We start from the raw sequence: 23,450 nt of genomic DNA on the forward strand, positions 1-23,450 counted from the left end.
GCTTTGCGCGGCGGCGATCAACTCGCCGCCGACAACGCATCCGACAAGCGCTCCACCGCGATCACTTCCAGGCCCTTGTAGGCGCCGGCCTTCGGCGCATTCGCCTTCGGCACGATGGCGCGCTTGAAGCCGTGCGTCGCCGCTTCGCGCAAACGTTCTTCGCCGTTGGGCACCGGGCGGATTTCGCCGGAGAGGCCGATTTCGCCGAAGGCGACGGTCTTCTCGGCAAGCGGGCGGTCGCGCAGGGACGACAACACCGCGAGCAGCACCGGCAGGTCCGCGGCGGTTTCCTGCAAGCGGATGCCGCCGACGACGTTGACGAACACGTCCTGGTCGCCGACGCCCACGCCGCCGTGGCGATGCAGCACGGCAAGCAACATCGCGAGGCGATTCTGTTCGAGGCCGACGGCGACGCGGCGGGGATTGGAAAGCGGCGAGGAATCCACCAGCGCCTGCACTTCGACCAACAACGGCCGCGTGCCTTCGCGCGTGACCATCACCGCGCTGCCCGGCTGCGGCGTGCTGCCGCCGGAGAGGAAGATCGCCGAAGGATTGGGCACTTCGCGCAGGCCCTTCTCGCCCATCGCGAATACGCCCAGTTCGTTGACGGCGCCGAAGCGATTCTTGAACGCGCGCAGCACGCGGAAGCGACTGCCGCTTTCGCCTTCGAAGTACAGCACCGCGTCGACCATGTGTTCGAGCACGCGCGGGCCGGCGATGCCGCCTTCCTTGGTGACGTGGCCGACGAGGAAGACCGTCGTTCCTGTTTCCTTCGCGTAGCGCACCAGGCGCGCTGCACTCTCGCGCACCTGGCTGACCGAACCGGGCGCCGCGCCCAGGGATTCGGTCCACAGCGTCTGCACCGAGTCGGCGACGATCACCTTCGGGCGCATCGCGACGGCTTGTTCGAGGATGCGCTCCACGCCGGTTTCGGCGAGCGCGTGCAGGTGATCGATCGGCAGTCCGAGGCGCACCGCGCGCCCGGCCACCTGCGCAAGGGATTCCTCGCCGGTGACATACAGGCCCGGCAGCGTCGCGCCCATTTGCGCGAGCGCCTGCAACAACAGGGTGGATTTGCCGATGCCCGGATCGCCGCCGACCAACACCACCGCCCCTTCGACCAAGCCGCCGCCGAGCACGCGATCGAACTCGCCGATGCCGGTGGACACGCGCGCTTCTTCGCTGTGGCGCACTTCGCGCAGGGCGGTGACCTGCGGGGCGTCGACCTTGCCCGCCCAACCGCCACGCCGCGCGGCCGGCGCTGCCGCCGATGCCGATTCCAACACGACTTCGCCCAACGAATTCCACGCACCGCAGGCGTCGCACTGCCCTTGCCACTTGGCGTGGTCGGCGCCGCATTCGTTGCAGACGTAGGCGGAATTCCTGAGTTTCTTGCCGGCGGCGAGCTTGGACATGGGCAACGCACGTGCTTGGACGATGCAGCACTGTAGCCGCTGCAATCCCACGACGTGCGACACCGCGTCGGCAAACGCATGGATCGCGCAGAAAAAAAGGCCGGGGCGGTCCCCGGCCTGCGACGCCATCCCTGGCGTGCGTCCCTGTCTGAATCCGTCCGGGCTTCCCTGCCCGGAGGCTCGCGAGCGCCGTCCCTTACGCCGCGCGAGCGTTGGTCGAACTGTTTTTCCCCACGTTGTTCCTTACAAGTCGCTCCCGGCCGCGGCCGCGTTGCGGATCAAGCCCGAGAACGGCAGCAACTGCGTGATGTAACGGTTCCAGCGGGTGATACCGGCCGGGCCGATCCACACCACGTCGCCCGCCTTGAGCGTGAAGCGCGAGGCGACGGCGAAGGCCGCCGGCGAGGTCGCATCGAGATTGAAGACCGCCGCCGGATTGCCCTTGTCGTCCATGCCGCGCACCACGTAGACCGCGCTGCCCTTCGAGGTTTCCGGGTTCAGGCCGCCGGCACGCCCGAGGGCCTGCGCCAGCGTCATGTCGCTGGTCTTGAACGGAATCGCCTTCGGGTCGCGCGCTTCGCCCACCACGTAGACCTCGTTGCGATCGTTGTACGGCAGGTACACACGGTCGCCGGGCTTGAGGTAGATGTCCTGCGCGACGCCATCGCGATTGATCGCGTCGAAGTCGATCGGGTAGTTGCGGCCATCGCGCGTGAGCACCAGGCCGGAGAGATTGGCGTTGGCGACGTCGACACCCGCGCGACCGATCACCTGCGCCAGCGTCTGCGGCACGGTCGTCGTGTCCTGCGGCGCGGTGTTGGTGAAGGCGCCCTGCAGCGACACGCGGCCACCGAAGCCGACGACGTTGACGTCGACCTGCGGGTCCTTGAGGTAACGCGCCAGGCGCTTCTCGAGCGTGTTGCGCACCTGCTCGACCGTCAGCCCGCCGACCTTGAACTTGCCGGCGTAGGGATAGAACAACGTACCGTCGGACTGCACCTGGCGGCCGTTGGTGATCGCCTGCTGCTGCGAACCGGCCGGCGTGGTCAGTTCCGGGTGGTCCCACACGGTGATGATCAGCGTGTCGCCCGGGGCGACTTCATAGGAGGTCGGCTGGAACGCCGTGAGCTCGGCCGGCAACACGACGGGCTGCCGCTTGGCGGCCACCAGGTCGGCCGTGATCGGGGTCACCGCGAGTTCCTGGCCGTTGTCGACGATGGTCGACGGGCCCCGCGCCGACATCTTCTGGCCCGGGATGCAGCCGGTCAGTGCCAGTGCGATCGCGAGTGTGGCGACGCGCGTCAGTTGGGTGTTCAAGGTGGAGCCCTCCTAGCTGGGAAGCGCGCACCTGCGCGCCGATGTTTTGGATACCGCGATCCGGCCCCGCGGACGTCCGGCGAGCCGAATTCAGGTTGTCGGCGGCAGCCTACGGACAGGGTTATCGGCGTCGCGTGAAATTGCCGGGCTACACCGGCCCTGCCGGGTTCACGCCGTTTTTCTCTCGAAACAAGCGGCCATCAGGCCTGCGTACTCTTTCAACGCACGGCCGCTGCGCCACAGGGCACGGCCGCTCGGCAGCCACCGGTCGACCCAGCGGTCGCCGCGGACGGACGGCGGCTCGGCCACGGGCACTTCGATGACCTGCAGCCCCGCGCCGCGGAAGAGCACGCTCGCGCGCGGCATGTGGATCGCCGAGGTGACCAGCAGGACCGAACGCACGCCGTTGGCGCGAGCGATCTGCGCGGAGTAACGCGCGTTGGTGGTGGTGTCGGTGCTGCGTTCTTCCAGCAGCAAGGCATCGCCGGGCACGCCGAACTTGCGCATGCCGCGCGCCATGTTGCGCGCTTCGGTATGCCCGCCTTCGCCGCCGCCGGAGAGGATGATGCGCGGCGCGCGGCCGGCGATGTACAGGCGCGCGCCCTGTGCGAGCCGGCTGTATTTCAGATCCTCGAGCGTCACGCCCGGCCGGTTGATCCAGGTGTAACCGCCACCTCCGAGCACGACAATGGCATCGGCGTTGGGCAGGACATTCGGCGATTCGACGGCGTACCGGTCCTCCAGCGACAGACGCAACCATTCGGCGTTGCCCGGCAAGGACCAGAACGCCGACCAGCCGATCGCCAAGACCGCCAAGGCGATCGCCACGCGCTTGAACTTCAGCAGCGCGTACATCGCGCCGGCCAGCGCGAGCAGCACCAGCGTCAACGCGAGCGGAAACGTCAGTCCGACGACGATGTCGCGCAGGAACTGCAAATCAGGCCGCCGCCCGCTTCGGCATGCGACGCGACGGCAGCAACTCGTCATACACCTCGATCGTGCGGCGGATGACCATCTGCTCGTCGAAGTGTTCCATCGCCTTGCGGCGCGCTTCGTCGCCGAGGCGACGCACGAGCACGCGATCATCGTCGAGCATCGCCAGGCGCTCGGCGAGCGAGCGCGCGCAACGCGGTTCGACATGCAGTCCATCGACGCCGTCTTCGCTCACCACTTCGCGGCAGCCCGGCAGATTGGTCGTCACCACCGCGAGCCCGCAGGCGGCGGCTTCGATCAGGCTCTTGGGCACGCCTTCGCGGTAATAACTCGGCAAGGCGATGACGTCCATCGAACGCATCAGCGTCGGCATGTCGTCGACGTGGCCGCGCCAGTCCACGAGCCCTTCGGCGACCCAGGCTTGCGCCTGTTCGCGGCTGGCCGAACGCGGATTGCCCGGATCGGGCGAACCGGCGATCACGAACTCGATGTTGCGTCCCTGCGCATGCAACAGGCGCGCGGCTTCGATGAACTCGCCGATGCCCTTTTCCCACAACAGGCGCGCGGCCATCAGCACGCGCAGCGGGCGCGCTTCGCCGATGGGGTCGACGGGCAGGAAGCGTTCGAGGTTGACGCCGGAACTGCGGATCACGCGGATGTGTTGCTGCGGCACCAGTCGCGCGCGCACGAAGGCATCGGCATCGTCGGGGTTCTGCAGGATCAGGCGCGACTGCTTGCCGCCGAGCGTGCCGCGCATCAGCAGCTTCACCATCGGGCGCAGCGTGCGCGCGAGCACGGCATCGCTGGCGAACACGTAGCCCATGCCGGCCACGGCATTGACCACCGCCGGCACGCGCGCCGCACGCGCGGCGATCGCACCGTAGATCGCGCACTTCACCGTGAAGTTGTGCAACAGGTCGGGACGCTCGGCGCGCAGGATGCGCGTGAGCGCACTGATGGTTTGCGCTTCGCGCCAGGGATTGAGGCTCGCGCGATCCATCGTCAACTGGATCCAGCGCAGCTCGTGCGCCTGGAACCGTTCGCCGAACTCGCCCGGTGGCGAGAGCATGACGACATCGTGGCCCTCGGCCTTCAATTTCAGGGCCGTGGACAGTCGGAAGTTGTAGAGATACCAATCCGTATTGGCATAGAAGACGAACTTCATCGGGTGGACTCCGCCAGACGATGGTGGTGCAGGTACGGCACGTAGGGCTTTGCCGTGGCGATCTCGGTTGCACGCGACGCCACGACCGAACGCAGCATCCACGGGAAGACGAGGAACAACAGGAAACAGGACGCGTAACGAATGCCCGACCCGGGGTTGTACATGCCGAAGGGGACGTAGGCGACGAGGGTGACCAGCACCGCCGGCAGCCACGCGAGCACGAGGATCTTTCGACCGGTGGTGTCGGGAATGCGGAACGCCTGCTGGATGGCATAGAGCAGCAGGAAGAACACTGTAAGTCCCGACACCATGAACGGCAGCATCACCGGCCGTGCGAACACTTCGGCCGGCGTCGGCCCGACGATCGCAAGCGGCAAGGTCCACCACAGGCTCGTCAGGTAGGCCTGCGTGGTTTCGATGTTGATCCACAGGCGCGTGGTGCCCGAGTCGATCGTGAAATACAGTCGCGCCTTGGGCAGCACTTCGTTGGCGATGTAATCGTCGATTTGCGGCCACAACACGATGCACGCCACGCCGGCGATCAACACCATCAGGAAGGCCTGCACGCCCAGGCTCAAACCGACGCGCGGCCCGCGTTGCAACATCCAGGCCATCAGGAAGAACAGGCCCATGGCGCCACCGAAGGGCGCGCGGATGAACACCATGCCGGCGATGCACAACACGGCGAACCACCATTTGCTCCACGACGGTTTTCGGAAATACCCCGCCATCGCGCCCATGAAGTAGCCCAGCAGGCCGATGTACAGGGACTCGCGCCCCACCACCGAGGCCCACACGCCGAAGCTGGGGATCAGCAGGATGGCGAGCAGCGGCCAGCGATACGGCCCGTGCACGCGCGCCTGCCCGACCAGGTAGGCCACGCCGCTGGCGGCGAACAGCGAGAACACCAAGTGCGCCAACACGTCGACCTTGAGCAGCCCGACCACCGTCGTGGCGAGTTGGGTGACGAAATACGTGCGCGCCGACGCTTCATCGTCGTAAGCGCCGGTCAGATACGAACGCGCATCGCCCAACTGGCTGAAACGGCTGTAGATGAACACGGCGAACAGCGTCCATCCCACGAAGATCGCGTACACGCTCGCCTTGCCGAGCCGGTTGCGGGCCGGCGGCGCCTGGTGTTCTGCCGCGAGGTCGGCATAGGGCACTTCGGTCATGACATTCTGATAACGATTGGGGCGTGAGAGGGAGGTCATGAATGGACGCCCTTGGCCCGGCGCAACTGCCGCACGCCGTGCCAGGTGCCCGCCAGCAGGACCAGTTCCGCGGTGACAGTCGCCCACGCGGCGCCGACCACGCCGTACGCCGGGATCAAGGCGGCGTTCAGCAAAATCGCCACGCCGGTCGCCCAGGCCATCGCGTAGACGCGGTAACGCATGTGCTTGTCGGTGAGCAGCGCCGAGCCCATCGCCGTGGAGAGGAACCGGATCGGCGGGCACAGCGACAGGATCAGCAGGATGACCACGACACCGCGATAGGCCTGCCCGAACACGATCGGAATCACGAAGGGCGACACCACGGCGAGCCCGATGCTCACCATCACGCCCATCGCGAACATGCCGATGTTGCCGCGCTTGTAGACCATCCAGAATTTCACCGGGTCGTGCGCGGCCCAGCGATGCAACTTCGACAACAGGAATTTCTGGTAGATCGTCGCGGGGATCAGATAGATGGCGGTCATCACCGCAAGGCCGATCGCCCAGAAGCCCGCCTGTTTGTCGCCGCCCAGGTACTTGAGCAGGATCGTGCTGACCTGGAAGAACACCGGGTAGAGGATCGCGACCATGCCGAAGGGCCAGGCCTGCGACCACAGTTCGGCCACGCGCGGTTCCTGCACGGGCGCCTGCGCCACCGGCTCGGGGCCGTGGCCGCGCAGGTCGATCTCCCCGCGCATCACCGAGCGCAACAACGGCAACGCCCAGACGACCATCGCCAGCGAGATCACCGCGTAGCTGGTCGCGACGAAGCGGCCCGTGAGCTGCGGCACGAGCAACAACGCGAGCGCGACGAGCAAACGACTCGCCGGGATCGCGAGCTGCCAACTGGCCATGCGCGCGTAGCGATCTTCCAGGCGGTACTTCGTGCTCAACATCTCGATGGTCAGGATGTGCAGCACGATGGGAACGAGCACGAGCAAGTCGAAGCGCGTGTCCGCATCGGGCGCGACGAACAAGGCCCAGCACACGATGATCGCGATCGCCAGCCCGCAGGTGCCGACGGTGAAGCGCAGGGAGGGGCCGATCCATCGCCGCGCCGCCCACCCTTCCACGCCGTACACGCGCAGGCGGAACTGCGCGAGGCCGAAGCCCGCGAGCGGCGCGATCATCGTGATGGTGGCCAGCGAGGAGGCGAACAGACCGTAGTCGTTCGGCCCGAGTTCGCGCGCGAGCAGCGTTTGCGTCAGGAACACGCACACCGCGCCGATCGCGGTCGCCGCGCCCAGCATCGAGATCGTCTTCAACGCCCGCTTCCAACCGGGCATGAGCCATTGCGCGACGCGCGACGGGCTTTCCATCGTGACGGCGCCTGCCTGTTCCGAATCCATGAGAACGCGATTGCCCCCTGCGAATTCGCGGGACCTTATCGCCAGAGACGTGAAGACCGGGTTGGACAGGGCAAAAAAAGGGGGAAGCGCCCCCCAGCGCTTCCCCCCGCGGCGGGCCCGCGCGATGCGCGGAACCCTTCCGTCCCTTGAAACTTATTTGTAGCGGTTGACGCCCACGCTGATGTTCGAGGTGATCCCCCGCACCAGGATGTCGCGTTCGACCTTCTGCGAATACCCCGACATCGAGAAGTCGACCCGGTCGACGATGCCGTTGCGGGCATAGTTACCGTAGAAAACATTCTCGCTGATCTCGCACCCGCTCGTGCCGTCCTGGAGATAGATCCCGGTCGCCGAATTCATGCGGACGGTGCACTGCGTGATGGCCATCGCAGTACTGCCGACGGTCACGATGCCGCAACTGCCGTTGTTCGCCACCGTGCAGCGGCGGACGGTGGTGTTCTGCGAGCGCTTGTAGGCCAGCAGGCCGTACTTGCGGTTGCCGCGCAACACGCAGTTCTCGATCGAGACGTGGTCGGCGATGCCCGGGTCGTCGGGTTCGATGTCGATGCCGCACTCCGGCGCCGTGCCGTTGCTGTAGGAGAACTCGCTGTCGCGGATGGTGATGTTGGTGCCGCGGCCGATGGACAGGCCTTGCCGGCGGTTGTTCGTGGAAACGATGTTGGACACCACGATGTCTTCGCAGGGGATGGGCGCGGCACCGAACACCAGCGCGGCACCGATCGACATGCCGTCGCCCCAACAATCGGACAGGCGCATGTCGCGCACCGTGACGCGCTGGCAGCCGCGCACGAACACGCCGTGCCCCCACTCGCCCGTCGACCCCAGGTGCCCGTAGCGGTCGCCGATGACCTGCCCGCCCGAGATCTCCACGTCGGTCACCTTGTAGGCGTAGACCACGTAGGCCTTGTCCAGGGTGTTCGGCTTGCAGACCAGGATCGCCTTGGGATCCAGTTGCAGGTGCATGTTGCTGCGCAGGTTGATCGACCTGGCCGCATCGATCAGGTAACGCCCCGCCGGCACGAACACCGTGCCCCCCTCGGCGGGCAATGCCTGGATCGCGGCGTTGATCGCCGCGGTGTCGTCGCGCGTGCCGTCGCCCTTCGCGCCGAAGTCGCGCACGTCGAGCGCGGCGCTTCCCCGAACGCGCGCGATCGGCAGATACACCGCGTTGGACATCGCCGCGGCACCGAACGCCGTGCTCCCCAGCACGACCGGCGCCGCCACCATCAACGCATTGCGCAGGAAGGCACGCCGCGCAAGCTTCGCCTCACCGAGTCCGTCCATCCCCGACCCTCCCCTTCACGCCCTGCTAACAAGGCGTTGCGGGCCGATCTTGGTCGTCGGTTGGCGTGAATACACGCACCAAATGCGCGAAACGTGGACGCCGCCTCCAATTCACCCAGCTGACTGGGGGAAATCGGGGGTCTAGTCGAGGCGGTTGTCGCCCGAGACCTTGGGCAGGGAGGCGTCTTCGGCCACTTCCAGGTTGTGCGCCCAGCGCGGATCGGTGCCGAAGGTCGGCTTGCGCGGGCGGCCAGGCGCGTTGTCGGAGAAGGTGTTGCCGGAGATATCGACGTTGCGGGCCTGCTTGCGCAGCGCGATGCCGACCTTCGCATTGCCGCGGATGCGGTTGCCGCGGATCGACAGGCCCTGCGTGCCCACCGCGAGGATCCCCGGATTACGGTTGTCCTCGATCGTGCAATCGCGGATCAACACATCCTGCGTGTCGTGCCACACCTGGATGCCCGGGCCGAGATTGCGGCGGACCAGGCACCGTTCGATGCGCACGTCCTTCGCCATGTCGCCCTTGTCGGGCTCCACGTCGATGCCGGCCATGGGCGCGGTGCCGCCGGTGTCGGCCATCTCGCAATCGTGCACCCACACGCGGCGCGATCGGCCGACGGTGAGGCCCTGCCTGCGATTGCCGATGAATTTGACGTTGGCGATTTCGATGTCCGTGCTCGGGCGCAGGTCGTCGCGACTGCGCTTCTTGCCGCCGATCGAAATCCCGTCGCCCCAGCAGCGCGAGATCTGCATGTCGCGCACGACCACGCGCACGCCGTCGTAGATCGCGATGCCGTGCCCCCACTCGCCGTCCGTGCCGAGGTGGCGGTCGCGATCGCCGACGATGCGGCCGCCGCTGATGCGCACGTCGGTCACCGCCTGCACCAGCAGCACGTAGGCGCGCGGCGCGGCGTTGGGGATCGCATGCAACTCGGCGCCGCGCGCCATCTTCAGATGGATGCCGCTGCGCAGGCGCACGCTGTGGAGGGGATCGATGCGGTAGATGCCGCTGGGGACATTGACGGTGCCGCCATCGGGCAGCGCATCGATCGCCTGCTGGAAGGCTTGCGTGTCGTCGTTGGCACCATCGCCGTGCGCACCGAAGTCGCGGACGCTCACCTTGCGGGCGGATTTCGCGAACGCCTCGCGCCCAAGCGCGAGCATCGTGCCGGTGCCCGCCAGGCGCGCGAGCAACGAACGTCGCGAAATCAACGCGCCGCCCGGCCTGTCAGCCACGGCAGCAACACCGCGAGCAGGTAGAACTTGGAGGCGTGATACTTGTTGTCCATGCGCGAACGATTGCGTTCGAGCCAGTGCGTCGCACCCGGCAGCATGTAGCGCGCTTCGCGCGACTGCGCATGCACCGCGTCGAAGCGCGTCTTGGCCAGGCCGCGCACGTCGAAGCGGAAGCTGCCCTTGTGCGCGACGTACGGCAGGTTCGAAAACCGCGTCGCGATGTGTTGCCGCACCAGCACCTTGCTCATGCCGGTGACCGGATCCATCTGCAATTCGGCCGGCACTTCGTTGTAGACCCAATCGCAGAAGTGCGCATCGCAGAAGGGATAGGCGATCTTCAGCCCCGTCGCTTCGGCGGTATAGATGCCCTTGGCGAAGCCGCCCGCGGCCGCGGCGATCGACAGCGAGATGACGCGATACTCCTCGTCGCTGGTCGCCGACTGGATTTCCGACAGGAACGGCACCAGCCGGTCGCGCGAGCGCCGCGAGATGCCGTGCCCGAACAATTCGTCGACTTCACCGTCGGTGAAGCGCGAACCCGGGAACACGCGCTCCACGGCGTTCATCTGCAAGGTGCCGAGCGCGAAGCACAACTCGAAGTTGTTGCTCACCCACGGCAGTTCGGTGGCCATGCGCGGCAGGCGGATCCCGCGCGCGAGCCACTTGAGCACCTTGTATTGCGAATTGACCGGAATGCCGAAGTACGTGTCCGATCCCAGCCCGTCGACCATCCCGTCGCCGCCGCCGGCCTGGATTTCGAAGGCCAGGTCGACATACGACAGCAACGCGAAGTCCGCCGTCAGCGACGGCATGTGCTGGACGATGGACAGATAGCGGTCGTACGCGCGCGCCGGATCGCACACCATGGATTCGTGCCGCAGGCCGAGCGTCGTCGCGACGACTTTCGCCGATTCGACTTCGTTCTCTTCCACGCCGCCGAGATAGGTGATGCACGTTGTGTCGGGCCTCGCATCGGCGAGCGCGATCGCCAGCGTCGTCGAATCCTTGCCGCCGCTCTGCAGCGACCACGGGCCGCGCATCGTCGCGCAACTGGATTCGATCGCCTGGCACAGGTGCGAATGGTAGGCATCGACCCAATGCTTGCTCGGCGTGGCCTTGGCATCGCGCCGCTTGCCGCTGTCGCGCCAACGGAAACCGTAGGCCGTCGACCCTTGCGGATCGCGACCGGCCAGGTTCGCCGACAGCGAATCCATGTCCTGCCCTTCGAAGATCGAATGCGGCGGATACACGAAGCCATTGCGCAACACGTCGGCCACCGAGACCGCGTCGATCGGCCGGGCCGTCGAATGCGCCGGTGGCGGCGGCGCGAGCGTCGCCTGCATGGGTTGCGGGATCACGAGGCTCACGGCAGCGTCGGGCGGGTGCGATGCAACTGGATCCAGGGGAGCACCACGGCCAGCAGGTAGAACTTCGAGGCGTGGTACTTGTTGCCCAGGCGATGGCGATTGCGTTCGAGCCACGTCACCGCGCCGGGCAACACGTCGCGCGCCTGCACGGCGAAATCGTGGACGGTGTCGAAACGTTTTTCCGCAAGGCCGCGCACGTCGAAGCGGAAGCTGCCCTTCTTCTTCACGTACGGCAATTCGGGGAAACGCGTGGCGATATGGTTACGGACGAGCACCTTGTTCATCCTGGTCTGCGGGTCGATCATCTGGTGTGGGGGTACTTCCCGATACACCCACTCCCTGAAACGCACATCGCAGAACGGATAGGACGCGTGCATGCCGAGCGCGCTGCAGGTGTACAGGCCCTTGGCGAATGCACCGGCCGAACCGGCGATCGACGTCGACATGTCGCGCCACTCGTCCAGGCTGGTGGCCGAGGCGATTTCCGCCATGAACGGCTTCAGGCGCGCCCGCGAAGCCTGCGAAACCGGCCTTCCGAAGATTTCGTCGGTTTCCGCGTCGGTGAACCGCGAACCGGGGAACACCCGTTCGATGGAGTTCATCTGCAAGGTGCCGAGCAGGAAGCAGAGTTCGAAACTGCTGGAGACCAGCGGTAGCTCGGAGAGCGTGGATGGCAGGCGCACGCCGCGGGCCAGGCGCATCAGCGTCTTTTGCTGGCGCGACATCGGCGTGCCGAAGTAGCTGTCCGCACCGAGCCCGTCGATCACGCCGTGGCCGCCATGGCCGGCGATTTCGGTCGCCAGGTCCACGTAGGACAGCAACGCGAAGTCGGCGGTCAGCAAGGGCATGCGATCGGCGATCGCAAGGTACCGGTCGTACGCGCGGCCCGGATCGCACTGCAGCGTTTCGTGGCGCAGGCCGAGCGTGCGCGCGACGAAGGTGGCCGAATCGATTTCGTTTTCCTCGCGACCGCCCAGATAGGTGATGCACGTGGTGTCGGGGCGCGCGTCGGCCACCGCGATGGCGAGCGTCGTGGAATCCTTGCCGCCGCTCTGCAGCAGCCAGGGCGAACCGACATCGCGCGTGGATTCGGAAACCGCTTCGCACAGCAGGCGGTGGTAAGTGCCGACCCAATCCATGTCGTGGTCGGGATGGCCTTCGGTGTCGGCGCGCTTGCCCGAATCGCGGAACTTGAAGTGGAACTCCGGCGAGGCCTGCATGTCCTGCGAGGGCGAGAAGCCGAAGGTCACCAGCTTGATGTCTTCGAAGATCGAGTGCGGCGGATAGACGAAGGCGTTGCGCAGGATGTCTGCGACGGAAACCATGTCGATGTTGCGTGTCGGCGCATCGCTCCGGGACACGCCCGAGAAATCCGGGCGCCCGTAGTAAGGCGACATGGTGATCTGCAGCGGTCCCCGGTGGGTTCCCACCGGGGAGGAGAAGGTGCGCGCGTCGAGCGTGGTCGTGGCGTTCATGGGGTCAGCGATAGGCCTTGTGCGTTCCGGTCTGCTGGCTCGGGAGATATTCGTAATAGGTGTAGGCGTAGTGGCCACCGCTGCGCTTCTGCACACCGTTGAAGATGGCGCCCTTCACTTCCACGCCGTTCTGTTCCAGGCGCTGCTTGGCCAGCGCGATCTCGCGCTGCTGGTTCAGGCCGAAGCGCACCACCATCAGGCAGGTGCCGACCATGTGGCCGATCACCGCCGCATCGGTCACCGCCAGCACCGGCGGCGTATCGATGATCACGATGTCGTAGTTCGGGCCGACCTGTTCCAGCAATTCGTTGAACGCCGGGTTCATCAGCAACTCGGAGGGATTCGGCGGAATCGCACCGCGCGAAATGAACGACATGTTGTCGGCGCCCGCGACCTTGCGGATGGCTTCCTCCAGCGGAATCTGGCCGGCGATCAATTCCGACAGGCCGCCTTCCGAACGCACGCCCACCGCATGGTGCAAGGTGCCGCGGCGCATGTCGGCGTCGATCAGCAACACGCGCTGGCCGGCCTGCGCCATCGTCACCGCGAGGTTGGCGCAGACGAAGGTCTTGCCGACACCCGGGCTGGGCGCGGAAATCATCAGCAGATTGTTCTTCGTCTTGAAGCGCGCGAAGTGCAGGCTCGTGCGCAGGCTGCGCAAGGCTTCCATCGCAAGATCCGTCGGCGAGCTCAGTGCGAGCAAGCGCTGGTGGCCCTGGGCGAAACGCTGCGGATTGACCGTGAGCTCGCGGCCGCGTTCGCTGTAGGGGATCGACGCATAGACCGGCAGGCCGAGCAGTTCGATGTCGGCCGGGTCTTCCACGCCGCGACGCATCATCTGGCGCAGCAACACGAAGGCGAACATCAGCAGCGCGCCGAGCAGCGTGCCGCCGGCGATCACCGGGATCGGCTTGGGCCACGCGGGGCTTTCGTAGTCGACGGCGGCCGGATCGATGACGCGCGCATTGCCGATCGCGCTGGCGCGCGCGATGTCGAGCTGCTGCGCCTGGTCGAGCAGGCTGGCGTAGGTCTGGTTGGTGACTTCCACGTCGCGCGTCAGGCGGAACAGGTTCTGCTGCGTTTCCGGCAAGGCGGCGATCTGTCCGCGCAACTGGCCCTTCTGCGCTTCGAACTGGCCGATCTGCGCGAGCAGCGCCTTGTAGGTCGGGTGGTTCGGGGTGAAGCGGCTCGCCAGGTCCGCCTGCTGGATGCGCAACTGGCTGATCGCCGAGTCGATCGACACCGTCTGGTTGAGCAGCGACTGGTTCTGCACGGTGACATCGAGCGTCTGCGTGCGCGTCTGGTAATCGGTCAGCGCGGCCTGCGCCTTGTCCAATTCCTTGCGCACGATGGGCAGCTGGCGCTTGACGAACTGCAGGCGCTTGGCCGCTTCGGCCGAGTTGCGCGCCACGTTCTGGTGCACGTACGCGCGGCTGATCTGCTCGAGCACCGAGCGGGCGAGGATCGGGTCTTCGCTCTGGTAGCTCAGCGCGATCACGCCCGAATCGCGGCCCTGCTCGCTCGCGCTGATGTCCTTGCGCAGTTGCGAGAGGATCGCCAGCGTGTTCAAGCGCGTGACGTCGAAACGCATGCCGGGGTTGGCGGCCATGCCGCGCACCAGCACGTTGACGCCCGCGGCCTGCGCCGGCTTGCCGACGATGCCGTTGACCAGGATGTCGCCGTCGGGGTCATAGAGCGTGTAGCGGTTCGAGTCGCCGGCCACGAGCTTGAGAGGCTGGTCGACCAGTTCGGCCGGCACGTCCAGGCGCGAGATCGACACGCTGTCGCCGCCCCAGCCGTAACGCGAGAGGCCGAACCACGGCGCGTTGACGTCGTTCGGGCGGTCGGAGGAGAAGTTGCGCGCGATGTAATTGCCGAACACCGGGAAGCGCGCGGGCTTGACCTGCACGTCCAGGTCCAGGTTGTCGAGCGCTTCGCTGAGCACGCTGCGCGAGGTGAGCAACTGGATTTCGGTGGCGGCCGGGGATTCGGCGGCGGTGGACTGCGCGGCCGAATTCGCCGACAGGCCCGGGAAGGTCGGCGTGCGCCGCTCGACCTGCACCGTCGCATTGGCTTCGTACTTCGGCGTGGCCAGGACGCAATACAACACGCTCGCCAGGAAGAACATCAATGTGCCGAAGAGGATCGCTTTCTTGTGGTCGCCCACCGTCGTGAACAGCGTGCGCAGGTCGATCTCCTCGTCACGCACCGAGGTGGGCGCGATGTGGGGAGGCGGCGTCGTGCGGTTGGAGAGGTAGGTCGCCATAAATCTCGCTCAGGAAAATGAAAGGCATCGGTGCGCAGGCATCGACGTTGGAACATCCTTGCTCCGCGGGTACGGCCGCTTCGTGCCGCCGCCCCGCGTCGTTGCCGGCCCCCTGCCGGCCCTCATTGGCGGGCGGTCAGGAAACCTCGCGGACCCGTTCGGCGCCGGCCGCGAAGCGCGGCAGCTCGCCTGCCGGCAACAACGGCACGACCGCGGCCGGGCTGGGCCGCATGGCGGCCAGCGCTTCCACGATCCGCTCGCACGCATCCACGCGCGGCCGCTCGTCGTTGCGCAGGGTTTCCCACGCACGGCGATCGGAGAGGAGGTTGAGTACGACATCGGAGATCGTCTGCTCGTGAACGTCGATCCGGCGGACGTTGGGAACCTCGCTGGTGAGCGGTCCGGCGAGGCTGGGCTCCCCCGCGGCATTCAGCAGCAGGACAGGCTTCCCGAGCGGGGCCACCTCCGACGCGCACTCCCCGGAGACGGCCAGCGAGAGATAGGCCGCGTCGGCCAGGTAGGCAAACCCGAGGTAATCGCCCGGGGCGACCAGATGGATGTTGGCGAAGGCGCCGAGCATGCCGTCGATGCCGTCCATGTTCCGCGAGGGCGGCATCAGGCAGACCACGTCCAGGTCCGGCCGGCGCAGGGCGATGCGGCGCAGCGCGCGGGCCAGCGGCTCCATGCGTTCGCCCATCTTTTCGCGGCCCAGGACCAGCAGCATCGGCGCGTTCTCGCGCAGGAACCCGAAGCGCTGGGTGAGTTCGCGATTCAAAACGCCGTTTTCGTGGAGGCGATCGACCGCCGTGTGCAGCGTGCGCGCGGCCGGATCGCCGGTCATCAGCACGCGGTCGAAGGGCACGCCGTCGGCCACGAGGGAGCGGCTCATCGACTCGGTCGCGGTGAAGTGCATCGCGGCGAGCGAGCTCATCACCTTGCGGCCGGCGTCGTGTGAGGCACGCAACACCGCGCCCGCCGGTTCGACGCAGGCAACGGGGATGTGCTGGTAGGTCGCCGCGAGCATGGTCGCCACGCTGGTCGGCGCACCGGCGGGCACGACCACGATGTCGGGATGGAAGTCGCTGAGCACGCGGTCGAGCGTGCCGAGCGCGGCGGAAGTCACTTGCGCGACGTCATCGTCTTCCGACAGCGTGATGCGCACGTCGGCGGACAGGTCGAACAGGTCGAGCACGCCTTCGGAATGGCTGTCGGCCTGCGCGGCGACGCACACGCGTGTTTCGAAGCGCGCATCGCGCGACATCTGTTCGACGATCGGGGCGATCTGCGCGGCATCGATCGAAGCGCTGAGCACGTAGAGCGCCTTGGTGACGCCCGAGCCAGCGGCCTGGGCGTAGATCGGCGCACGGTCTTCCACCGTGGCTTGCGGTGCGACGGCCACCGGCACGACGCGCTGCGGCAGGAGCGTGGCCAGCGCGTTGATCGCCTGCTGCAACTTCGACAGGTACAGCGCGAAGACGAAGACGAAGGCGCCCAGGCTCGCCATCTCCGGCAACCCGCGCAGCAGGTAGCCGATGCAGCCGAGCGTCAGGCCCGCGGCGACGATGATGCCGAGCGTGGCGCGCGCGGAGAAACCGGCGTCGCACAACAGATGATGCAAATGCTGGCGATCGGGCTCGAACGGCGAGCGCCCCAGCTTCCGGCGGCGATGCATGACACCGAGGGTATCCATCACCGGGATCGCGACGCACCACAGCGTGTCGACCGGCGCGAGCACACCGACCTTGCCGTGGCTCAGGTAGATCAGCGACCACGCCATCAGGAAGCCGATGAGCGTACTGCCCGCATCGCCCATGAAGATCTTGCGGCCGTCGGGCCAACCGAGGTTGACGGCCAGGTACGGCACGAGCGCCGCGAACAACACCTGCAGCAACAACACCACGCCGAGCGCCGGCCAGCCGGAAGCGGCGAACAACAGGATCGAACCGATGCTCACCATGGCCATGCCCGCGGCGAGGCCGTCGATGCCGTCCATCATGTTGAACGCGTTGACCAGGCCGATGACCGCGACGATCGTGATCGGAATGCCGAGCAGGCCGAGCTGCAGGTCGATGCCGTCGCCGAGCAGGTGGCCCGCGCTATCCAGGTAGATGCCGGTGGCGCCGATGACCAGCCACGCCGTGCTCGCCTGGATGATCAGGCGCGACTTGACGCTCATGTTGTTCAAATCGTCGACCGCGCCGGTCATGACGATCAGTGCGCAGGGCACGAGCAGGCTCGCGACGAAGGCGTCCACGTATCCGAGGTAGGTCAGGCCCGCCACCGTGCCGAGGAAGAAGCACAGCCCGCCGATCAGGGGCACGCGGCCCTTGTGCGCCTTGCGTCCGCCCGGCTTGTCGACGAGACCGAGTCGCTTCGCCACGGGGCGAAGCGAAAAGATCGCGAAGAGGGTGACAGCCAATGCAATCGCACTCGCGGCCACCAGTTTTGCTTCTTCCATGTGCGCCTCTCGATGACCGGGTCATGGGGCGCCGAACTTCGTCGTCCGCCCCCTTCCCTGCCGCAAGCACTCCGTTAACGCCGGGTGCAACGCGACAGGTTCGAAAAGGCTATGGATGAGGACTTGACGAAAAGATGAAGAAAAACAGTTAAATGCCGATCAAGGGGTGCCGATCGTCGAATCGTTCAGCAACGTTCGTCTGCTTGGCCGGTGCCATTGCCGACGTCCGTTTACCGCACTGAGCAGCCCTAAAGGTGCATTCGCCAGGCGTACAGCATGCGGTCGATGCGGCGGTAGGCCTCCTCGAAAACCGGCATGGTCTTGCCATAGGGGTCGGGCACTTCGTCGTCGCCTTCCCACTTTCCCACCAGGAAGGTCTTGCCCCGTGCCTGCGGGGCGATCGCATGGATCGCGCCGATATGACGTCTCTGCATCGCGAGCACGAGATCGGACTGCGAAATCATCGCTTCGGTGACCTGCCGCGCAGAATGCCCCTCCCCCGACAGCCCATGCTCGATCAACACGCGTTGCGCGAGCGGGTCGATCGGATTGCCCACGAGCGCGGCGAGCCCCGCCGATTCCACGCGCACCTGGTCGCCGCCACCGAGGTGCTTGCGCAGCACCACTTCGGCCATGGGGGAGCGGCAAATGTTGCCGACGCAGACGATGAGGATGCGATGGATCATGATCCGCGCAGTCTAAGGCCTTAGCGAGGACTCCCGATGCAACCCGTCCTGCCCTTGACCCACCCGCTGACACTGGCCCACGTCGCGCTCAGCCTGATCGCCATCCTGGCGGGGCTGGTCGTCGCCCGAGGCCTGCTTGCATCGCAAGCGATGCCGCGATGGACGCACTGGTTCCTGTGGACCACGGTCGCAACGACGGCCACGCCGCCTCGATGCCCGTGCAATGGGCGCCCAGCAAATCGACTCCCGCCACGCGCGTCGGCGCCGACGCGGTATCGTCCGCAGCACCCGACCCACAGGCGCGCCCCCATGCCGCATCTCCACACCGAATGGCACAAGGCCTCGCGCATCGGATGGCTGCGCGCGGCGGTCCTGGGCGCGAACGATGGCGTCATTTCGACCGCCAGCCTGATGGTCGGCGTCGCCGCCACCGGCGCCACGCCGGCGACCGTCCTGACGGCCGGGGTCGCCGGGCTCGCCGCGGGTGCGATGTCGATGGCGGCGGGCGAATACGTGTCGGTCCAGTCGCAGGCCGATACCGAGCGCGCGGACATCTCGCGCGAGACCCACGAGTTGGAGACGCAACCGGAGCTGGAGCGCGCCGAACTGATTGCGATCTATCGCAAACGTGGACTGGACGACGACCTGGCGACGCAAGTGGCCGCGCAGTTGATGGCGCACGATGCACTCGGTGCGCACGTGCGCGACGAATTGGGCATCACCGAAACGCTGCGCGCGCGTCCGGTGCAGGCGGCGATCGCATCGGCGGCGTCGTTCGCCGTCGGCGCCGCGCTGCCGATCGCAACGGCGCTCGCCGCGAGGGCGAACACCTCCATCTGGATCACGTCGACCACCGTCGTCGCACTGCTCGGCTTGGGCGGACTCGCGGCGTATGCCGGCGGCGCGCCGGTCACCAAGGGCGCGATCCGCGTCGCCTTCTGGGGGGCGATGGCGATGGCGTTGACGGCGGGCGTGGGACGCTTGTTCGGTACGGCGGTCTGATGCGTTCCAACTTTCTTTTCGACGACTGGGCAATGCGCTTCCAACAGGTCACCGGGTGACTCTCGGACGCCTTCCGCGCGGGCGTACACCGGCCCGTATACTCGCCCCCGATCAGGGGGAAATCGTCGATGTCGAAATGGTTCTGGTGGGCGCCGGTGCTCACGTTCACCGCGTTCGTCGTGCTCGTGCGCTGGGTGGTCGCCGAACCGGTGCCGGCACGCAAACCGATCGCGCAGCCCGTCGCCGCCGCTTCGACGCGCGCGCAGCAGCAACGGCTGATCGCGCGACCCGCGTCGACGGCGCCGGTGCGCACGCTCGGGCAGACGGTCACTGCGCACATGCGCAATCCCGAAGGCTTCGCGTTCGTTCCGCAGAGCAAGGTCTATAGCCAGCAGCCTCCGCAGATGGACGACGACGGCGACGTCTACGCCAACGCCATCGGCGACGTGACGGGCGACGGCCGCGACGACCTGGTGTCCTTGTCGGTCGAAACGCCCCTTGACCCCGGCGATCTGGTTTCCAATCGGATCTTCATCTACGAACAGAAGCCCGACGGCACCCTGAAGATGCCGGCGCGCGCCATCCGCTACCGGCCGACGCACAACCCGCGTTTTTCCATGAGCGCCGAAGCGTGGTTGTTGCTCAACGACCTGGACCACGACGGCGACCTGGATTTCATCGTCAGCGGCGCGAGCCCCGGCCTGTTCGTCGTGAAGAACGACGCCATCGCAAACTACCCCGCGACCTCGTACACCGTGCCCGGTGGGGCCCGCGTCCTGCTCCTGCTCGATGCGAACCGGGATGGGTTCACCGATGCGGTGACGCACTCGCCGAACGGGAAGTCGCTCTTCCTGGGCGACGGTGCGGGCGGCTTCCTGCCTGCAACGCCTCTGTCGATGTCCGGCAACGCATTCGATGGCAAGGCGGTGGATCTCAATGGCGACGGTTACGAGGACCTGCTGTTCGTCCTCTCTGGCCTGCCATCGGAGTCCATTCCGGCGAAGCTCGCGATCTACTTGAACGACGGCACGACGCAATTCGCTCCGGTACAAACCTTCGACCTGCCTCTGGTGGACAGCCCGAACGGCGTGGCCGCCGGCGACTTCGACAGCGATGGCGTCAAGGAAATCGCGGTCGGCATGAACGGCAACATGCCCTCCTCGGTCGTGCAGATCGTCAAGCGCGACGCGACCGGGAACTGGGTGCGCTCCACGCGCATCCCCGCGCTGGATATTCCGAACACGCTGATCGCCCGCGACGTCGACGGCGACGGACGCGTGGACCTGGCGGTCGAACACTCCGGATGGGGCGCAGTCACGATCTACTCGGGCGGCGACTGGGCGAATGGCGTGGATTGGGGTTGGTACGGCTATAGCCCGCACAACATGCATGGCATGTCGCTCGGCGATCTCAATGGCGACGGATGCATCGACGCCGCCTTCCCCGACCAGTACGCGAGCGAACGCGTGTTGTATGCGCTCCGCTGCCACAGCAAGAAGCGGTTCCTCGCGACCGATTCGGGGTGGAAGCAGACCGTCGCCAAGCCGGGGACGCCGTAAAGAAAAAGCCCCGCCTTTTCGGGCGGGGCTTGTTCCATGACGTGGTGCCGGAAATAGGAATCGAACCTACGACCTACGCATTACGAATGCGCCGCTCTACCAACTGAGCTATTCCGGCTGAGCCGTGAATTCTAGGGGCCGGCGGGGGCGCAGGTCAAACGTTGGAAACGCATCGAATCGAGCTTCATCGCAATCGGGGGTTTCATGTTTTCGTGGAAATGGGTCTGGCTCTGGGTGAGCCTCGCGTCGCTCGTGTGGGTTTCCGTCCGCCGCGATGAACCGCAGGCGCCGAAGATCGCGTCGGCGCAGGTGACGGTGGCCACGACGCAACGGTCCGCGATCAAACGCCCCGCTCCCAGGCCGCTCGCCCCCATCGCGTCCGCCGCGGCCGTCGCGCCGCCGGCGACGCCCGGCTATTCGTTCGATGTCGCCGGTGCGATCCCGGCGCCATGGTTCGGGCCGGACCAGCAGAACTGGGCCTCCTCCTTTGGGGCGGTCGACATCGGCGATGTCACCGGCGATGGCCGCGCCGACGTGGTTGCCCTGGGCAACGGCGTCGCCTCCGGCGAGTTGTATCCCGACACCGACAGCGAATTGCTGGTCTACAGGCAGCAGCCCAGCGGCCTGCTCGCGCAGCCGGCGCGGTACAAGATGGGCCTGGTCAGTGCGTACCACCTGCAGATCGGCGATTTCAACGAGGACGGGCGCGGCGATGTCCTGGTGATCGGCGACAAGAGCATGCAGGTCTATGTCTCGAAGGCTGCCGGCGGTTTCGATTCCTACACCAGGCAGATCTGGGATCCCGTCGAACTGGCCACGCTCACGCCCGCGGCGCTCATGGACGTCAACTGGGACGGCCATCTGGACGTCGTGTTCCATCTCTCGCGCACGCATGCCGGCGGCAGCGCCCCGATCGGCCCCAACGTCAACACTTTCAGCCGCCTGGTCGTCTGGTACGGCGATGGCCATGGTCAATTCCCGACGCGCTGGTCCACGGTGACCTTCGGCACCACCGAGGCCCACGATGTCGAGAAGGCCATCTCGCTTGCGACAGGCGACCTGAACAACGACGGCCGACGGGACCTGATCGTGCGCGTCGAACAATTCAACGGGGCCCAGCGCCAAGTGCTCCGCACCTGGTTCACGAACGGATCCGGGCGCCTGGTTCCCGGGTTCGAAATGAATCCGATAATGGAGACCGGGAGCAACACCTCGTCGATGGACTTCCTTGCGCTCGGCGACTTCAACGGCGACGGGCGCACCGACATCGCCGCCGCCGACGGCGCCGGCGCCGCGATGAACACCCGCACGTGGGTCGTGCACCAATCCGCGGCCGGCAAGTTCGACACCACGCCGGTCTCGCGCCTGGGCGAGCCCATCGGCAACGTGATCCGCACCGCCGATCTGGACCGCAACGGGGCCGACGACCTGATCCTCGCGCACGATGGCTGGGCCCGTTCGTCGTGGCTCCTGCAATCCGGCGGCGCGCTCCTGGCGTCGCAGATGAAGGAAAACGGCGGCACGGACGGCCGTGTCTCGCAGACCGGCCTGGCGGTCGGCGACATCAACGGCGATGGCTGCCCGGATGCCGTCATGTCCTACTCGTACTACGGCCTGCAGGTGATGCAGGGCCACAACTGCGGCAAGGCCGTGCGCATGCCGCGCGCGGTGGCATCGGCACCTGCGAAAGCGAGCGCGATGCGTCGGATCCAGCGATGAGGGCGGGGAGCGACTGAAGCGTCGCTCCGGTCACTCGACCAGCGTCAGCCGCAATTCCTTCGGCAGCGCGAACACCATGTCCTCGGGTTTTCCGTCCAGCTCGCGCACGCCACCGGCGCCGAGCTCGCGCAGGCGCGCGATCACGCCCCGGACCAGCACGTCGGGGGCCGAGGCGCCCGCGGTCACGCCGATGTGGCGCCGGCCGACCACCCAGCGCGGGTCGATTTCGCTCGCGCCGTCGATCAGGTGGGCTTCCACGCCCTCGCGTTCGGCCAGTTCGCGCAGGCGGTTGGAGTTGGAGCTGTTGGGCGAACCGACGACGAGCACCAGGTCGCACGCGGCCTGCGTGAGTTCGCGCACCGCGTCCTGGCGGTTTTGCGTGGCGTAGCAGATGTCGTCGTTCTTCGGGCCCTGGATCTGCGGAAAACGCACGCGCAAGGCATCGATGATGCTGCGCGTGTCGTCGACCGAGAGCGTGGTCTGCGTCGTGTACGCGCAGTTGGTGGGCTGTGCGATGTCGAGCGTGGCGACATCGTCGATGTCTTCGACAAGGTAGATCCGGCCGCCGCCGGCCTGCATGTTCCACTGCCCCATCGTGCCTTCCACTTCGGGGTGTCCAGCGTGGCCGATCAGCACCATGTCGCGGCCGGCGCGGCACTGGCGCGCGACTTCCAGGTGGACCTTGGTCACCAGCGGGCACGTGGCGTCGAAGACTTTCAACCCGCGGCGCGCGGCTTCCTGGCGCACGGCCTGCGAAACACCGTGTGCGGAGAAGATGACCGTCGCGTTGTCGGGCACCTCGTCGAGCTCCTCGACGAAGATCGCGCCGCGATGCTTGAGGTCGTCGACCACGAAGCGGTTGTGCACCACTTCATGGCGGACGTAGATCGGCGCGCCCAGCAATTCGAGGGCGCGCTTGACGATCTCGATCGCGCGGTCGACGCCGGCGCAGAAACCGCGCGGATTGGCCAGCAGGATGTCCAT

At 66.8% G+C, this 23,450-nt stretch carries 17 protein-coding genes and 1 tRNA gene; 3 read left to right on the forward strand and 15 right to left on the reverse strand.

Annotated elements, in window-relative coordinates; all coding sequences use genetic code 11:
• Window positions 1–17: 17 nt before the first annotated feature.
• The 13 genes from radA to AB4059_RS03530 form a co-directional block, all read right to left on the reverse strand.
• Complete coding sequence (gene radA, locus AB4059_RS03470) at window positions 18–1,415, reverse strand: DNA repair protein RadA (protein WP_498976611.1); 1,398 nt, start codon at window positions 1,413–1,415, stop codon at window positions 18–20.
• 243 nt (window positions 1,416–1,658) lie between these two features.
• Window positions 1,659–2,732, reverse strand: coding sequence for a polysaccharide biosynthesis/export family protein (locus AB4059_RS03475; protein ID WP_498976613.1), 1,074 nt, complete (start codon window positions 2,730–2,732; stop codon window positions 1,659–1,661).
• Between the two features lie 168 nt (window positions 2,733–2,900).
• Window positions 2,901–3,668, reverse strand: coding sequence for a YdcF family protein (locus AB4059_RS03480; RefSeq protein WP_498976615.1), 768 nt, complete (start codon window positions 3,666–3,668; stop codon window positions 2,901–2,903).
• Between the two features lies 1 nt (window position 3,669).
• Window positions 3,670–4,830: a glycosyltransferase family 4 protein gene (locus AB4059_RS03485; protein ID WP_498976617.1), complete on the reverse strand. Its 1,161-nt coding sequence runs from the start codon at window positions 4,828–4,830 to the stop codon at window positions 3,670–3,672.
• Window positions 4,827–6,005: a hypothetical protein gene (locus AB4059_RS03490; protein ID WP_498976619.1), complete on the reverse strand. Its 1,179-nt coding sequence runs from the start codon at window positions 6,003–6,005 to the stop codon at window positions 4,827–4,829. The genes AB4059_RS03485 and AB4059_RS03490 overlap by 4 nt, the downstream gene beginning before the upstream one ends.
• 35 nt (window positions 6,006–6,040) lie before the next feature.
• Window positions 6,041–7,393, reverse strand: coding sequence for a lipopolysaccharide biosynthesis protein (locus AB4059_RS03495; protein WP_498976621.1), 1,353 nt, complete (start codon window positions 7,391–7,393; stop codon window positions 6,041–6,043).
• 153 nt (window positions 7,394–7,546) lie between these two features.
• A complete protein-coding gene (locus AB4059_RS03500; RefSeq protein ID WP_498976623.1) occupies window positions 7,547–8,698 on the reverse strand; it encodes a glycosyl hydrolase family 28-related protein in 1,152 nt (383 codons plus the stop codon).
• Window positions 8,699–8,839: 141 nt separating this feature from the next.
• A complete protein-coding gene (locus tag AB4059_RS03505; protein WP_498976625.1) occupies window positions 8,840–9,934 on the reverse strand; it encodes a right-handed parallel beta-helix repeat-containing protein in 1,095 nt (364 codons plus the stop codon).
• Window positions 9,907–11,301 (reverse strand): asparagine synthase-related protein, encoded by a 1,395-nt coding sequence (locus AB4059_RS03510; protein WP_498976626.1) that lies wholly within the window; start codon window positions 11,299–11,301, stop codon window positions 9,907–9,909. Before AB4059_RS03510 ends, AB4059_RS03505 begins: the two co-directional genes overlap by 28 nt.
• A complete protein-coding gene (locus AB4059_RS03515; RefSeq protein WP_498976628.1) occupies window positions 11,298–12,776 on the reverse strand; it encodes an asparagine synthase-related protein in 1,479 nt (492 codons plus the stop codon). The genes AB4059_RS03510 and AB4059_RS03515 overlap by 4 nt, the downstream gene beginning before the upstream one ends.
• A gap of 4 nt (window positions 12,777–12,780) precedes the next feature.
• Window positions 12,781–15,042, reverse strand: a complete 2,262-nt coding sequence (locus tag AB4059_RS03520; protein WP_498976630.1) for a polysaccharide biosynthesis tyrosine autokinase — start codon at window positions 15,040–15,042, stop codon at window positions 12,781–12,783.
• 136 nt (window positions 15,043–15,178) lie between these two features.
• Window positions 15,179–17,500: a UDP-N-acetylglucosamine 2-epimerase gene (locus tag AB4059_RS03525; protein WP_498976632.1), complete on the reverse strand. Its 2,322-nt coding sequence runs from the start codon at window positions 17,498–17,500 to the stop codon at window positions 15,179–15,181.
• Between the two features lie 248 nt (window positions 17,501–17,748).
• On the reverse strand, window positions 17,749–18,186 hold the full coding sequence (locus tag AB4059_RS03530; protein WP_498976634.1) for a low molecular weight protein-tyrosine-phosphatase: 438 nt from the start codon (window positions 18,184–18,186) through the stop codon (window positions 17,749–17,751).
• Window positions 18,187–18,495: 309 nt separating this feature from the next.
• On the opposite strand from AB4059_RS03530, the gene AB4059_RS03535 reads away from it, so the two are divergent.
• Both AB4059_RS03535 and AB4059_RS03540 read left to right on the forward strand, forming a co-directional pair.
• Window positions 18,496–19,188 carry a VIT1/CCC1 transporter family protein gene (locus AB4059_RS03535; RefSeq protein WP_498976636.1) on the forward strand — a complete coding sequence of 231 codons (693 nt, stop codon included), beginning with the start codon at window positions 18,496–18,498 and terminating at the stop codon, window positions 19,186–19,188.
• Between the two features lie 128 nt (window positions 19,189–19,316).
• Window positions 19,317–20,747, forward strand: a complete 1,431-nt coding sequence (locus AB4059_RS03540) for an FG-GAP repeat domain-containing protein (protein ID WP_498976638.1) — start codon at window positions 19,317–19,319, stop codon at window positions 20,745–20,747.
• A 42-nt stretch (window positions 20,748–20,789) separates the two neighbouring features.
• Here the strand turns inward: AB4059_RS03540 and AB4059_RS03545 are convergent.
• Window positions 20,790–20,865: transfer RNA gene (locus AB4059_RS03545), tRNA-Thr, on the reverse strand.
• An 86-nt stretch (window positions 20,866–20,951) separates the two neighbouring features.
• Between AB4059_RS03545 and AB4059_RS03550 the strand changes: the two genes are divergently transcribed.
• A complete protein-coding gene (locus tag AB4059_RS03550; RefSeq protein WP_498976640.1) occupies window positions 20,952–22,466 on the forward strand; it encodes an FG-GAP repeat domain-containing protein in 1,515 nt (504 codons plus the stop codon).
• A gap of 30 nt (window positions 22,467–22,496) precedes the next feature.
• Here the strand turns inward: AB4059_RS03550 and ispH are convergent, their stop codons facing one another.
• Window positions 22,497–23,450 (reverse strand): 4-hydroxy-3-methylbut-2-enyl diphosphate reductase, encoded by a 954-nt coding sequence (ispH, locus tag AB4059_RS03555; RefSeq protein WP_498961744.1) that lies wholly within the window; start codon window positions 23,448–23,450, stop codon window positions 22,497–22,499.

The organism is Lysobacter sp. 2RAF19 (assembly GCF_052115395.1).
Lineage (GTDB): Bacteria > Pseudomonadota > Gammaproteobacteria > Xanthomonadales > Xanthomonadaceae > Noviluteimonas.